We start from the raw sequence: 13,218 nt of genomic DNA on the forward strand, positions 1-13,218 counted from the left end.
AGAGAAGTACCCTTGGTATGCGCGTTAATTATTCTGGGCGTTGCGTTTTAACAAAGTCGCGCTACAGAGTGTGTAAGGGTTGAATGTTGATCGGTTCAGAAAACACTCAAGCCTTAGGTGTGTAATGTTGTTGATCAACGTTCACGGGAGGTTGTATGCGTGTAAAAGATTTATATATCCCTCCTGGGTATGTTGCAGGTGCTGGTGAAGTTGTTTTTTGTGTAATTGTGTTTTCTTTTCTGGTTTTTGCATCGACTTATATGCTCGGTGACGTAAAGGAGATTCCTCCCTTGCCAGAAAGCCTGGTTATGGAGAGCGCTTACATATACAGAGACGTTTCGCAGTCAAAGAGTGAGTCATATTTGTCTCTGAAGGTCGGGCTGGATGATGATGCGTATAACTACACTATTGTGGCTCGTAGTAGTGATCTTCGGCATTTGGATTTGAGGAAGTCACGAAAGCTGTGGGTCGCTGTAGACTCGGATCGGAGTAAGCGGTTTGTTTGGTGGGTTTATGATTTTGATAACAAATTGATTATCAGTCGTAAAGAGATATTGGATTGGATAAGGCGCTACAATAGTAGGAACTATTTTGTGGCGATTTTGGGAGCTGTTTCGTCCTTGTATTTGTTTCTGATAATTGTTCGGAACGGAGTTTGGAATAGAGTTGTAGCGAAAAGGAAAGCGCATGAAAGTCGAGCGGATTGATAATGAGATATATGTAGTTGACGATTTCCTCACGGAAAGCGAAGAGGTTGGTATAAATCTTCAGCTTAAGGGGGCTGTCTGGAGATACAACTGGCCGAATTATGAAGAACTCCCCTTCGTTAGGCCCTGTTGGCACGTGTTTATTGCGGGTAAAGGTCGTCCTGAGCGGCAGTCCTGTTTAGAAGAATTGAACAGCAATGAATCATGGCGTTTTCTGATCGGTTTTTGGGAGCGATTTTCAGCCTTACATAATTTTAACATGACATTGTTAGGTGTTTATGCAAACGGGCAGACGTTCGGGCAGGACACCATTATACACCGTGATAACAAGACGCACCCAGGATTGACCGTGATCGTTTTCTGTAACGAGCACTGGCCGACGTCTTGGGGAGGGGAACTCGTTTTCTATGATGATACGAAAGAAAATATCATTAAGGCTGTGCTACCAAAGTCTCGTCGCATAGTGATTTTCGATGGACGAATTCCACATGCTGCACGATCACCTTCCGTGAAGTGTGATCAGGTAAGAATGACACTTGCGTTTAAAACTGTGATTAAGGAGTAGTATATGGCTGGGAAAGCCGAGATATTTGTAGGTGTCGTAAACGATGGAGTGACTGTAGGTTCGGGTGCAACTGCGATATCAGACCAGTTCTTGGTTAACGGTAATGGGATGGTGTTGTTGAACCAAGCTGCGCAAACGGGGGCCGTAATAGCCAGCGTGACGTCAGTCACAAAGCTGGCAGGTCCATATGTGCCGATTGTGAGTATGCCAGCCAATGTAGTTGCAGGTACCATTACCTTTCTAAAAATAGGTGTGGATATCCGGGATGGTGCAGGATTTAAAGAAGGTGATGTTATTAGTCTTGTGGGTAATGTAGCAGGCGCGATCGCCACCATGGCTGTTTTAGCCGCCGCACCGTTCGTAGTCGTTGGTACTGCAAGTGTTGTATCAATAGCAGTTGGCCTGTATTCTATTGGTGTATCAAAAATGGTTGAAAATCTAGCGAAGAGTGCTGCGGACTTCTTTAGGAATAACCCTGCAGATAGCTACGTTGACTATGTCTGGACGCCCGATATGAAACTTGTGCATAGAGACATCCTGGGGGCGTCATATAACAATTATATGCTTTCATTTAATTGGTCGCCTGAGACCGGGGAGTTGGTGCCTTCGGCATTTTCTACAGTCAGTGAAAATAGTGGGGGTGGAGGCTTTATCCCGCCCACAAATCCGGTGCTTCCGACTCATCCTCCTGAGATAGTTCCAACAGTCACCATCGGTCCCCTTGAGTTTGGCAATAAAAATGCTGGCGCAGATGATAGCGGTGATGAGTATGGATGCTGTACTGGGGGAAGTGATGGTTATGTGTAGCGAAACCCATATATAAGCTATCTGTTCCTCATTTTTGTCTTCAGATTTTCAGTAAAAACCAACTGGATATTCGACAGTCTTAAGCGCCAAGCCCTAGTCAAGCTGAACTTAAGAGTGCGCTGGTGTGTGGGTAATCGTCAGCTGCATCGCTTGGAACCGAGTTCCGTTTCGCTGGAAGACGGCGTCAAGCAAGTGCTGGGGCTGCTGCGTGAGCGTGGTGCGATCTAAGCCTTGGCCGCCAATGAAAAACCCGCCGATGAGTGATCATCGACGGGTTTTTTGTGTCTTTCAGATCGTCAAAAGATCGCAGCCTTCGGCAGCTCCTACGGGATGTACGCCGAACCAATGTAGGAGCTGCCGAAGGCTGCGATCTTTTGATCTTACTTCTTTGGATATTCCCGATGCAGTTGCTCCAGCAACGCATCCTTGTCCTGCCACAACTGATTGATCCAGCCCTGAAACTGCAGGCGGTATTCACCGTCCTGGTCGTAATTCTTGCCGATGAATTGCGGCGGGATATTCAGTTCTTCGAAGTGCACCACCACATCCGCCACCTCCCCACACAGCAAGTCCCAGAAACCCGGGCGCCCGGCGGGGTAGTGGATGGTCACGTTGACCAGGGATTCAAGCTGTTCGCCCATCGCATCCAGCACAAAGGCAATGCCTCCGGCCTTGGGCTTGAGCAGGTACTTGAAGGGTGACTGCTGCTGGGCATGCTTACCCTTGGTGAAGCGCGTGCCCTCGACGAAATTGAAAATGCCCACCGGGTTGTCGCGGAATTTCGCGCAGGTCTTGCGCGTGGTTTCCAGGTCCTTGCCTTTCTTTTCCGGATGCTTCTCCAGATAAGCCTTGGAGTAGCGCTTCATGAACGGGAAGCCCAGTGCCCACCAGGCCAGGCCGATCACCGGAACCCAGATCAGCACCTGCTTGAGAAAGAACTTCAGCGGTTGGATGCGCCGGTTGAGCACGTATTGCAGCACCAGGATGTCAACCCAGCTCTGGTGGTTGCTGGTGATCAGGTACGAGTGCCGATAGTCGAGGCCTTGCAGGCCGCTGATGTGCCAGCGGGTGCGGCGGACGAGGTTCATCCAGCCTTTGTTGATACTGATCCAGGCTTCATGGGTATGACTCATCAGCCAGTGCGCGAGGCGCTGGGTGAGGGCGAACGGGAGTGCCTTGACGAGTGCCACGCAGAACAGGAACGAACAGAGCAAAATCGTGTTCAGTGCCAACAGCAGCGAGGCGATCACGCCTCGCAGCGCAGCAGGTAGAAAATCCAGCATTTATACATCCATAGGTCGGTTGGCAGCCTGGATCGCGGTCAACGCGATGGTGTAGACGATGTCATCGACCTGCGCGCCGCGCGGCAAATCGTTCACCGGTTTGCGCAGGCCTTGCAGCATCGGCCCGAGGCTAACGCAGTCGGCGCTGCGCTGCACGGCCTTGTGGGTGGTGTTGCCGGTGTTCAGGTCGGGGAACACGAACACCGTGGCACGACCGGCCACCTGACTGTTCGGCGCCAGTTGCCTGGCCACGGTTTCGTTGGCAGCGGCGTCGTACTGCAATGGGCCGTCGATCAATAATGAGTTCTGTTGTTCGTGGGCGAGCAACGTCGCTTCGCGCACCTTCTCGACTTCTTCACCGCTGGCCGACTCACCGCTGGAGTAACTGATCATCGCCACTCGTGGAGTGATGCCGAATGCCGCCGCCGAGTCGGCGCTTTGCAACGCAATCTCGGCCAGTTCGCTGGCGCTCGGATGCGGGTTCATCACGCAGTCGCCGTAGACCAGCACCTCTTCCGGAAACAGCATGAAGAACACCGAAGACACCAGCGTGCAGCCCGGCGCGGTCTTGATCAGTTGCAGGGCCGGGCGGATGGTGTTGGCGGTGGAGTGAATGACTCCGGACACCAGCCCGTCGACTTCATCCAGCGCCAGCATCACGGTGCCGATCACCACGGTGTCTTCCAGTTGTTGCTCGGCCATGGGTGCGTTGAGGCTTTTGCTTTTACGCAGGGCGACCATCGGCTCGACGTAACGCTCGCGGATCAGGTCTGGATCGAGGATTTCCAGCCCTGGCGGCAACTCGATACCCTGGGCGCGGGCGACGGCTTCGACATCCGCCGGTTTCGCCAGCAATACGCAACGGGCAATGCCGCGGGCCTGGCAGATTGCAGCGGCTTGCACCGTCAGCGGCTCGCTGCCTTCGGGCAACACGATGCGCTTGTTGGCCGCCTGGGCGCGCTGGATCAATTGATAGCGGAAAACGGCTGGCGACAGGCGCATTTCCCGGGGTGTTCCGCAGCGCTGGTGCAGCCAGTTGGCGTCGAGATGACCGGCGATGAAATCGGTGATGATTTCGGCGCGCTCGCGGTCATCGATGGGGATTTCCTTGTTCAGGCCATTGAGCAGGTTGGCGGTGTCATAGGAGCCGGTACTCACCGACAGCACCGGCAATCCGGCCTGCAGGGCGCCGCGGCACAGGTCCATGATGCGCGGGTCGGGCAGGGTGTCGCTGGTCAGCAACAGGCCGGCCAGCGGCACGCCGTTCAAGGCCGCGAGGCTGACGGCGAGTATGATGTCATCGCGGTCGCCGGGGGTCACCACCAGCACGCCGGGCTTGAGCAGCTCCACGGTGTTGCGCATGGTGCGGGCGCAAATGATGATTTTGGTCATGCGCCGGGTTTCATAATCACCGGCGTTGAGCACTTGCGCACCCATCAGGTCGGCGACGTCGCGGGTGCGCGGGGCGTTCAGTTCCGGCTGGAACGGAATGCAGCCGAGCAAGCGAAAATCACCACTGCGCAGCAACGGCGAATGCTCCTTCAGGCGCGTGGCGAAGGCCTCCATGCTTTCTTCGGTCTTGACCTTGTTGAGGATCACGCCGAGGACTTTCGGGTCTTTCGGGCCGCCGAACAATTGCGCCTGCAACTCGACGCGACCGGAGAGCTCGGTCAGCACTTCGTTTTCCGGTGCCGAGACCAGGATCACCTCGGCGTCGAGGCTCTTGGCCAGGTGCAGGTTGACTCGCGCGGCGTAACTGGCGCTGCGGGTCGGGACCATGCCTTCGACGATCAGCACGTCCTTGCCGATGGCAGCCTGCTGATAAAGGGCGATGATTTCTTCGAGCAGTTCATCGAGCTGACCGTCGCCGAGCATGCGCTCGACATGGGCCAGGCCCAGGGGCTGGGGCGGTTTCAAGCCGTGGGTACGCGCCACCAGTTCGGTGGAACGTTCCGGGCCCGTGTCACCCGGATGCGGCTGGGCAATCGGCTTGAAAAAACCGACCTTGAGGCCCGCGCGCTCAAGGGTACGCACCAGCCCGAGGCTGATGGAGGTCAGACCCACACCAAAATCGGTGGGTGCGATAAAAAAAGTTTGCATGCGGATTCTCTAAAGGTGCATGTGGGCAGCCCGTGCGGTCTTTGCTGTCAGTCAAATTCGGCGTCTGAAATCCATATCCTGCGTTGCCGCTCCTCCCCATAGCGCGCTATGACTCGTCGCGGCGCCTTGGCTATGGATTTCAGGCATCCGAATTTGATCTGACGCAAAAGCCGTACGGGCCGCCAGGTGATGACCTATAGCTGGTCGTCTACCGAAATTCAGTCGCCAAGGTTATCGCTAACCGAGCCTTGTGCGCACCAACCACAATCAAAGGGCTGGCCTATTTTTTCCTGGCGCTGCGCAGGGTCCATGACCCAGGCGCGCGATTGCCAGGGTGGCTGGTGCCGCAGGTGTTGGGTGTGGCCGCAGGAAAGCTCGACCACCCAGTGTCCGTCCTCGTCCTGACGGAAGCCTGTGACCGTCGAATTCCGTCTGTCCGGGTTGTGTTCGCTTTCGGACGATTGCTTCGCTAAACTTGGCCTTTCAATCTTCTTATGCAAAAGGTCTCGCCCCATGCTGATCGCCGCCAATAAGGCTGTCTCCATCGACTATACCCTGACCAACGACGCTGGTGAGGTCATCGACAGCTCCGCCGGCGGCGCGCCGCTGGTCTACCTGCAAGGCGCAGGCAACATCATCCCGGGCCTGGAAAAGGCCCTGGAAGGCAAGACTGTCGGCGACGAGCTGACCGTAGCCGTTGAACCGGAAGACGCTTACGGCGAATACGCTGCCGAACTGGTCAGCACCCTGAGCCGCAGCATGTTCGAAGGCGTCGATGAACTGGAAGTGGGCATGCAGTTCCACGCTTCCGCTCCGGACGGCCAGATGCAGATCGTGACCATCCGTGATCTGGACGGCGACGACGTGACCGTCGACGGCAACCACCCGTTGGCCGGTCAGCGCCTGAATTTCCAGGTCAAGATCATCGACATCCGTGACGCCAGCCAGGAAGAAATCGCTCATGGTCACGTCCATGGCGAAGGTGGCCATCACCACTGATTTCTGCGCTAAGCTCATAACTGGAGAGGCGCCCCGAGGGCGCCTTTTTAGTCTGCGGCTGTCCCTGACGACACCGCCAAGTGGCTGTTTCGAGAAGAACACGGGAATCTGGAGTACGCCATGAGTGCTTTTCATGACCTTAAATTGACAGCCCTGGATGGACAGGAGCTACCTCTGGCGCCTTTCAAAGGCCAAGTCGTGCTGGTGGTCAACGTCGCCTCCAAATGCGGCTTGACTCCGCAGTACGCGGCGCTGGAAAACCTCTACCAGCAATACAAGGCCAAAGGCTTCAGCGTGTTGGGCTTGCCGTGCAACCAGTTTGCCGGGCAGGAACCGGGGACCGAGCAGCAGATCAAGGATTTCTGCAGCCTCAACTATGGCGTGACCTTTCCGTTGTCCAGCAAGCTGGAAGTCAACGGGCATGATCGTCATCAGTTGTACCGCTTGCTGGCGGGCGAGGGCGCTGAATTTCCCGGTGACATTACCTGGAACTTCGAGAAATTCCTGCTGGGCAAGGACGGCCGCGTGCTGGCGCGGTTCTCGCCGCGAACGGCGCCGGATGATCCGACCATCGTTCATGCGATCGAAAAAGCGCTGAGCTAAAAAGAAAGATCAAAAGATCGCAGCCTGCGGCAGCTCCTACAGGTGTTCACATTCCCATGTAGGAGCTGCCGCAGGCTGCGATCTTTTCGTTTCTAATCCTTAATCACTGAAATCAATAGTGCTGTTCAATGCTTGGTGCTCTCCATATTATCGCCGTCATAAAGTCTATGTTCCGTGGAGCGTCCCATGCCCGTCAAAGCCCTGTTCAAACCGTTCCGCCTCGGCACCCTTGAACTGCCGACCCGCGTCGTCATGGCGCCGATGACCCGCTCCTTTTCACCGGGCGGCGTGCCCAACTCCAAAGTGATCGAATACTACCGTCGCCGCGCCGCTGCGGGCGTCGGCCTGATCGTCACCGAAGGCACCACCGTCGGTCACAAGGCGTCCAACGGCTACCCGAACGTTCCGCATTTCTACGGTGAAGCGGCACTGGCCGGCTGGAAGAAAGTCGTCGATGCCGTTCACGCCGCAGGCGGCAAGATCGTTCCGCAGCTGTGGCATGTGGGCAGCGTACGTCGTATCGGCACCGAGCCGGACGCCAGCGTGCCGGGTTATGGCCCCTCGGAAAAAGTGAAGGAAGGTCAGGTCGTGGTGCACGGCATGACCAAACAGGACATCCAGGACGTGATCGCCGCGTTTGCCCAGGCCGCCAAGGATGCCCAGAGCATCGGCATGGACGGCGTGGAAATCCACGGTGCCCACGGTTACCTGATCGACCAGTTCTTCTGGGAAGGCAGCAACCGGCGTACCGACGAATACGGCGGCAGCCTGGCCAACCGTTCGCGCTTGGCCATTGAATTGATTCAGGCCGTGCGTGCCGCGGTCGGTGAAGGTTTCCCGATCATCTTCCGTTTCTCCCAGTGGAAGCAGCAGGACTACACCGCGCGTCTGGTGCAAACACCGGAAGCCTTGGGCGAGTTCCTCAAGCCGCTGGCGGATGCGGGCGTGGATATTTTCCACTGCTCGACCCGCCGTTTCTGGGAGCCTGAGTTCGACGGTTCCGAGTTGAACCTGGCCGGATGGACCCGTCAACTCACCGGCAAGCCGACCATCACCGTGGGCAGCGTCGGCCTGGATGGCGAGTTCCTGCAGTTCATGGTCAACACCGACAAGGTCGCACAACCGGCCAGCCTGGAAAAACTGCTGGAGCGCCTGAACAACGACGAATTCGACCTGGTGGCGGTCGGTCGTGCGTTGCTGGTGGACCCGGACTGGGCGCAGAAAGTGCGCGACGGTCATGAAGAGGACATTCTGCCGTTCAGCCGTGAGGCGTTGATGACGCTGGTTTAAGCCGCGATTGGACTTACGCTTTCGCGAGCAAGCCCGCTCCCACAGGTGACCTCATCTCTCTGAGATAACTCGGTTACCTGTGGGAGCGGGCTTGCTCGCGAAGACTGACTAAAGAGCACTACAAAATCAGGGAACAGTCGGTGCATTCGGCACCACCATCTCCCCGGCACAAGCCCCGCGCAACTGCCCTTCGAACTGCTCGATGATCGACGCCCAGCCCTGGCGACTGGCATGCTGGCGCGCATTGAGCCGCACATTGCGCAAGGCTTCCCTGTCCTCCAGCAGCCATGCCGCTGCATCGCAGAACGCTTCTTCATCTCCCGGCATCGCCAGCACGCCGCTGTAGCCATGACGAATATGCTGGGCGGCTGCCGCCTGGTCGTAAGCCACCACGCCGAGCCCCGAGGCAAGTGCTTCAAGCACTACATTGCCAAAGGTTTCGGTCAGGCTCGGAAACAGAAACACATCGCCCGACGCGTAGTGACACGCCAGGGCTTCACCCCGTTGGGTGCCACAGAAAATCGCCTCGGGGATTTCGTTTTCCAGTTCCTGGCGCTGTGGGCCATCGCCGACCACGATCAGTTTCAGGATGCGCTTGGGATAACTCGCCTTGAGGGTATTGAAGGTACGCTTGAGCAGGCCGAGGTTTTTTTCCGGGGCCAGGCGGCCGACATGAATGACGGCGATGTCTGCCTCGGCCAGTCCCCATTGCTCGCGCAGGGCATTCAAGCGTTTGGCCGGGTGAAACAGTTCGCTGTCGACGCCTCGGGACAGCAACGCCAGTCGTTCGAAATGACGTCGCTCCAGTTCCATGCGCTGACTGACGCTGGGCACCAGGGTCATGGTCGAGCGGTTGTGGAACCAGCGCAGGTAGTGAGTCAGCAGGCGCGTGAGCAAACCAAACCCGTACTGGTTGGAGTATTGCTGGAAATTGGTGTGGAAACCGCTGACCACGGAAATTCCCAGTCGCCGTGCCGCACGCAAGGCCGACAGACCCAGCGGCCCTTCGGTGGCGATGTAGAGCACATCTGGGCGATGACGCGTCCAGCGCCGTAGCAGTTTGTGCATCGACGACTGACCCCATTGCAGGCCGGGATAGCCCGGTAGCGGCCAGCCGCGACACAGCAGAAGTTCATCGTCGCTGCCCAACTGCTGGTCGCAGCCCTGACGTGGTCGCACCAGTTCCACCTGATGCCCGCGTGCGCGCAAACCGTCGCACAAGCGACCCAGGGTATTGGCCACGCCGTTGATTTCCGGAGGGAAGGTTTCGGTGATCAGAGTGATATGCAGAGCTGTCGTCATGACCCCAGTGTCGGCCGGGGCCATGTCGTCAGTGTGACGTCGGGATGATGGATTTGTGACTGCGGTATCGGCGCTGATGGCTCAGCGCTGCGCCACCAGGTTTTCCGCGCCGCGTTCACGCACCCAGAACAGCGTTGCCCCGGCCACGGCGGCCGGCATCATCAGGATGTTGACCACCGGGATCAGCAGCACCAGGTACACGCTGCCGCCGAAGCTCATGCTCTGCCAGCGCTTCTGTCGCAGCCAGGCGAGCATTTCGTTCCAGCCCAGCTTGTGGTTGTCCGCCGGATAGTCGATGTACTGGATCGCCATCATCCACACCCCGAACAATAGCCACAGCGGTGCGGCGATGATGTTCACCACCGGGATGAACGAGAGGATGAACAGCCCGATTGCCCGGGGCAGAAAGTAGCCGAGCTTGCGCATTTCCCGGGCCAGGGTGCGCGGAATCATCGCAATCAGTTCGCCCCAGCTGAAGGTCGGGAAGTCGTCGGTGCCGCGCACCACCACCTCGACTTTTTCCGCGAGGAAGCCGTTGAATGGCGCGGCAATGACGTTGGCGAGCATGGTGAAGGTGAAGAACACCATCAGCACGACGAGCACCACGAACAGCGGCCAGAGGATGTAGCTGAGAAAACTCAGCCAGTCGGGCAGGGACGGCATCAGCGTGTCGACCCACAGGCTGAATTGATGGCCGGCCAGGTAGATCAATCCGACGAACAGCACCAGGTTGATCGCCAGCGGCAACAACACGAACAAACGCAGGCTGGGGCTCAGCACCAGCTTGAGGCCTTCGCGCAGGTATTGCGGGCCGGACAGAACGGGGGCGGGCATAAGAGGCTCCGGGCAGAGGGGAATCGCGCCGACCTTACCGGCTTTGCTTCACGTGCGAAAGCGCGGCAGTGGTATCGACATTCACTGTAACAAAGACGTCGATATCGTCGGTCAGATGGCATAGAGACCACCTATGAGCTGGATTGTTAATCCGTATTTCCTTAATCTTCGCCCCCTCGATACGCTGCACCCAATCTTTTTACAGGACGGTCGGGTTCAAGCCTTCCCCAAGTGCTTTCAACCGTTCTTTTTTATTCCAGCCGGCAATCCGGCGTTCCGCGCCAGGTGTTCCGGGCCGGTCAACAGGAGCAGGTCATGTCTGAAGTCCGTCATTCGCGAGTGATTATTCTCGGTTCCGGCCCTGCCGGTTACAGCGCCGCGGTCTATGCCGCCCGTGCCAACCTCAAGCCACTGCTGATCACCGGCATGCAGGCCGGCGGTCAACTGACCACCACCACCGAAGTCGACAACTGGCCGGGCGACGTCCACGGCCTGACCGGCCCGGCGCTGATGGAGCGGATGCGCGAGCACGCCGAGCGTTTCGAAACCGAGATCGTGTTCGATCACATCAATGCCGTGGACTTCGCTGCCAAGCCGTACACCTTGACCGGCGACAGCGCGACTTACACCTGCGACGCCCTGATCATCGCCACCGGCGCCAGCGCTCGTTACCTGGGCCTGCCGTCCGAAGAAACCTTCATGGGCAAAGGCGTTTCGGCCTGCGCGACCTGCGACGGTTTCTTCTACCGCAACAAGCCGGTTGCCGTGGTCGGCGGCGGCAACACCGCTGTCGAAGAGGCCCTGTACCTGGCCAACATCGCCAGCAAAGTCACGCTGATCCACCGTCGCGAAACCTTCCGCGCCGAGAAGATCCTGATCGACAAGCTGAACGCGCGCGTTGCCGAAGGCAAGATCGAGCTGAAGCTGAACGCGACCCTGGACGAAGTGCTGGGCGACAACATGGGTGTGACCGGTGCGCGCCTGAAGAACAACGACGGCAGCTTCGACGAAGTGAAAGTCGACGGCGTGTTCATCGCCATCGGCCACACCCCGAACACCTCGTTGTTCGAAGGCCAGTTGACCCTCAAAGACGGCTACCTGGTTGTGCAGGGCGGCCGTGACGGCAACGCCACTGCCACCAACCTGGAAGGTATCTTCGCCGCTGGTGACGTGGCTGACCACGTGTACCGTCAGGCCATCACCTCGGCTGGCGCTGGCTGCATGGCCGCACTGGACGCGGAGCGTTACCTCGACGACCTGCAGAACGCTTGATTCTGCTTTCGTCGAAATAAGAAAACCGGCTTCGGCCGGTTTTTTTGTGTCCACGAACAATGCGTTCAACCCTGTAGGAGCTGCCGAAGGCTGCTCCTACAGGGGGGCGTTATGCTTGAGTCAGTTTTGCAAGGCAGGCTTCAAGGATATCGAACCCTTCCTCCAGCACCGCAGCCTCGATGGTCAACGGCGCCAGCAAGCGAATGATGTGCCGTGATTTGCCACTGGGCATCAGCAGCAGGCCCGCGTCCCGCGCCAGTGCCAGCAATTGGGTCAATTGTGCCGGTGCGGGAGAGCCATCGGCGTTGATCAGCTCGATGCCACGCATGGCGCCGACGCCAGTCAGGCGTCCCAGGTACGGCGTCAGCTTGTTCGCGCGCCAGGTTGCATGGCGGCCGACAATCGCTTCTTCCTGTTGCGTGCCCCAGGCGTGCAGGTTGGCATCGGTCATTTCGTCGAGGGTTGCCAGTGCCGCAGCGCAGGCGATGGGGTTGCCGGAGTAAGTGCCACCGAGTCCGCCCTTGGGCAAGTTGTCGAGCAGCGACTTGCGCCCGACCACCGCACCCAGCGGCACGCCGCCAGCGATGCTTTTGCCGAGCAGGATCAGGTCTGGCTCGATGCCCAGTCGCGAGAACGCGAAGCGCTGGCCGGTTCGGCCGAAACCGGACTGGATTTCATCGGCGATCAGCACAATGCCCTTGTCGTCGCAGAACTTGCGCAGCGCCTGGGCGAACTCGGCCTCCATGGCCAGGAAACCCGCTTCGCCCTGCACCGGTTCAACGATAAAGCAGGCGACGTCTTCGACATCGATTTCTACACTGAACAGGCGCTCCATGGCTTTGAGGGCCTCGGCACAGGTGACGTCGTTGTCCTGGCTGGGGAAGGGCAGGTGAAATACCGGCCCCGGCAGCACGCCGACTTTCTGTTTGTAGGGCGCGACTTTGCCGTTGAGGTTCAGGGTGGCCAGTGTGCGGCCGTGGAAAGCGCCGTCGAAGGCAATGACCGCGCTGCGGCCGGTGGCGCCACGGACGATCTTCAGGGCGTTTTCCGCTGCTTCCGCGCCGCTGTTGGTGAGCATGCCGCTGACCGGGTAACTCACCGGCATGAACGCGCTGAGGCGATCCATCAGTTCGAGGTAAGGCACATGGGGCGCAGCGTTGAACGCGTAATGGGTCAGTCGGGTGGCTTGTTCGCGGATGGCTTGGACGATACGCGGATGGCAATGGCCGAGGTTCAACACGCCGATGCCGCCGACAAAGTCGATGTAGCGTTTGCCATCGGTGTCCCAGACCTCGGCGTTTTTGCCGTGGCTGAGCGTGACAGGATGAACGATGTTGATCGACTGGCTGATGGATTCGCTGCGCATGGATGACCGGCTCGGAAGAAGGAGGACTTCTTTTTATCTAAGCCGTGAGCGGTGGTACGGGGCAAACGAAATAAAGTTGCCGGGTCAATC

13 protein-coding genes are annotated in these 13,218 nt (G+C 58.1%); 7 read left to right on the forward strand and 6 right to left on the reverse strand.

Annotated elements, in window-relative coordinates; all coding sequences use genetic code 11:
* Positions 1 to 155: 155 nt before the first annotated feature.
* The 3 genes from KW849_RS10345 to KW849_RS10355 are packed head-to-tail and all read left to right on the forward strand — an operon-like array spanning position 156 to position 2,079.
* Positions 156 to 707, forward strand: coding sequence for a hypothetical protein (locus tag KW849_RS10345; protein ID WP_218429310.1), 552 nt, complete (start codon positions 156 to 158; stop codon positions 705 to 707).
* The gene (locus KW849_RS10350) at positions 688 to 1,272 is read left to right on the forward strand and encodes a 2OG-Fe(II) oxygenase (RefSeq protein ID WP_218429311.1); all 585 of its coding nucleotides are present in this window, start codon (positions 688 to 690) and stop codon (positions 1,270 to 1,272) included. The genes KW849_RS10345 and KW849_RS10350 overlap by 20 nt, the downstream gene beginning before the upstream one ends.
* 3 nt (positions 1,273 to 1,275) lie before the next feature.
* The gene (locus KW849_RS10355) at positions 1,276 to 2,079 is read left to right on the forward strand and encodes a hypothetical protein (protein WP_218429313.1); all 804 of its coding nucleotides are present in this window, start codon (positions 1,276 to 1,278) and stop codon (positions 2,077 to 2,079) included.
* A 380-nt stretch (positions 2,080 to 2,459) separates the two neighbouring features.
* Here KW849_RS10355 and KW849_RS10360 read toward each other — a convergent pair whose 3' ends face one another.
* The 3 genes from KW849_RS10360 to KW849_RS10370 all read right to left on the reverse strand — a co-directional run bounded on the left by KW849_RS10360 (position 2,460) and on the right by KW849_RS10370 (position 6,007).
* Positions 2,460 to 3,362 carry an acyltransferase gene (locus KW849_RS10360; RefSeq protein WP_218429314.1) on the reverse strand — a complete coding sequence of 301 codons (903 nt, stop codon included), beginning with the start codon at positions 3,360 to 3,362 and terminating at the stop codon, positions 2,460 to 2,462.
* Positions 3,363 to 5,462 (reverse strand): phosphate acetyltransferase, encoded by a 2,100-nt coding sequence (gene pta / locus KW849_RS10365; RefSeq protein ID WP_218429316.1) that lies wholly within the window; start codon positions 5,460 to 5,462, stop codon positions 3,363 to 3,365.
* 218 nt (positions 5,463 to 5,680) lie between these two features.
* Positions 5,681 to 6,007 (reverse strand): DUF3565 domain-containing protein, encoded by a 327-nt coding sequence (locus KW849_RS10370; protein ID WP_218429318.1) that lies wholly within the window; start codon positions 6,005 to 6,007, stop codon positions 5,681 to 5,683.
* Here KW849_RS10370 and KW849_RS10375 point away from each other — a divergent pair.
* The 3 genes from KW849_RS10375 (at position 5,976) to KW849_RS10385 (ending at position 8,354) form a co-directional block, all read left to right on the forward strand.
* The gene (locus KW849_RS10375) at positions 5,976 to 6,461 is read left to right on the forward strand and encodes a peptidylprolyl isomerase (protein ID WP_008150718.1); all 486 of its coding nucleotides are present in this window, start codon (positions 5,976 to 5,978) and stop codon (positions 6,459 to 6,461) included. The genes KW849_RS10370 and KW849_RS10375 overlap by 32 nt on opposite strands.
* Positions 6,462 to 6,581: 120 nt before the next feature.
* Entirely contained in the window at positions 6,582 to 7,064 is a 483-nt protein-coding gene (locus KW849_RS10380; RefSeq protein ID WP_108218223.1) for a glutathione peroxidase, read from the forward strand.
* Positions 7,065 to 7,250: 186 nt separating this feature from the next.
* Positions 7,251 to 8,354 carry an NADH:flavin oxidoreductase gene (locus tag KW849_RS10385; protein WP_218429319.1) on the forward strand — a complete coding sequence of 368 codons (1,104 nt, stop codon included), beginning with the start codon at positions 7,251 to 7,253 and terminating at the stop codon, positions 8,352 to 8,354.
* A 126-nt stretch (positions 8,355 to 8,480) separates the two neighbouring features.
* On the opposite strand, the gene KW849_RS10390 is transcribed toward KW849_RS10385, so the two are convergent.
* Both KW849_RS10390 and cysZ read right to left on the reverse strand, forming a co-directional pair.
* The gene (locus KW849_RS10390) at positions 8,481 to 9,680 is read right to left on the reverse strand and encodes a glycosyltransferase family 1 protein (RefSeq protein WP_218429321.1); all 1,200 of its coding nucleotides are present in this window, start codon (positions 9,678 to 9,680) and stop codon (positions 8,481 to 8,483) included.
* Positions 9,681 to 9,737: 57 nt separating this feature from the next.
* Positions 9,738 to 10,490, reverse strand: a complete 753-nt coding sequence (cysZ, locus tag KW849_RS10395) for a sulfate transporter CysZ (RefSeq protein WP_218429322.1) — start codon at positions 10,488 to 10,490, stop codon at positions 9,738 to 9,740.
* 315 nt (positions 10,491 to 10,805) lie between these two features.
* Here cysZ and trxB point away from each other — a divergent pair, with 315 nt between their 5' ends.
* Positions 10,806 to 11,762 carry a thioredoxin-disulfide reductase gene (gene trxB, locus KW849_RS10400; protein ID WP_218429324.1) on the forward strand — a complete coding sequence of 319 codons (957 nt, stop codon included), beginning with the start codon at positions 10,806 to 10,808 and terminating at the stop codon, positions 11,760 to 11,762.
* Positions 11,763 to 11,871: 109 nt separating this feature from the next.
* Here the strand turns inward: trxB and KW849_RS10405 are convergent, their stop codons facing one another.
* Positions 11,872 to 13,128 (reverse strand): aspartate aminotransferase family protein, encoded by a 1,257-nt coding sequence (locus tag KW849_RS10405; protein ID WP_218429326.1) that lies wholly within the window; start codon positions 13,126 to 13,128, stop codon positions 11,872 to 11,874.
* Between the last annotated feature and the right edge of the window lie 90 nt (positions 13,129 to 13,218).

The organism is Pseudomonas sp. PDM26 (assembly GCF_019219185.1).
Taxonomy (GTDB): domain Bacteria; phylum Pseudomonadota; class Gammaproteobacteria; order Pseudomonadales; family Pseudomonadaceae; genus Aquipseudomonas.

Bases quoted from the DNA above. Each gene is read 5' to 3' on its own strand.
- KW849_RS10345 (WP_218429310.1), top strand. From the start codon at position 156: ATGCGTGTAAAAGATTTATATATCCCTCCTGGGTATGTTGCAGGTGCT.
- KW849_RS10350 (WP_218429311.1), top strand. From the start codon at position 688: ATGAAAGTCGAGCGGATTGATAATGAGATATATGTAGTTGACGATTTC.
- KW849_RS10355 (WP_218429313.1), top strand. From the start codon at position 1,276: ATGGCTGGGAAAGCCGAGATATTTGTAGGTGTCGTAAACGATGGAGTG.
- KW849_RS10360 (WP_218429314.1), bottom strand. From the start codon at position 3,362: ATGCTGGATTTTCTACCTGCTGCGCTGCGAGGCGTGATCGCCTCGCTG.
- pta (WP_218429316.1), bottom strand. From the start codon at position 5,462: ATGCAAACTTTTTTTATCGCACCCACCGATTTTGGTGTGGGTCTGACC.
- KW849_RS10375 (WP_008150718.1), top strand. From the start codon at position 5,976: ATGCTGATCGCCGCCAATAAGGCTGTCTCCATCGACTATACCCTGACC.
- KW849_RS10370 (WP_218429318.1), bottom strand. From the start codon at position 6,007: ATGGAGACAGCCTTATTGGCGGCGATCAGCATGGGGCGAGACCTTTTG.
- KW849_RS10380 (WP_108218223.1), top strand. From the start codon at position 6,582: ATGAGTGCTTTTCATGACCTTAAATTGACAGCCCTGGATGGACAGGAG.
- KW849_RS10385 (WP_218429319.1), top strand. From the start codon at position 7,251: ATGCCCGTCAAAGCCCTGTTCAAACCGTTCCGCCTCGGCACCCTTGAA.
- KW849_RS10390 (WP_218429321.1), bottom strand. From the start codon at position 9,680: ATGGCCCCGGCCGACACTGGGGTCATGACGACAGCTCTGCATATCACT.
- cysZ (WP_218429322.1), bottom strand. From the start codon at position 10,490: ATGCCCGCCCCCGTTCTGTCCGGCCCGCAATACCTGCGCGAAGGCCTC.
- trxB (WP_218429324.1), top strand. From the start codon at position 10,806: ATGTCTGAAGTCCGTCATTCGCGAGTGATTATTCTCGGTTCCGGCCCT.
- KW849_RS10405 (WP_218429326.1), bottom strand. From the start codon at position 13,128: ATGCGCAGCGAATCCATCAGCCAGTCGATCAACATCGTTCATCCTGTC.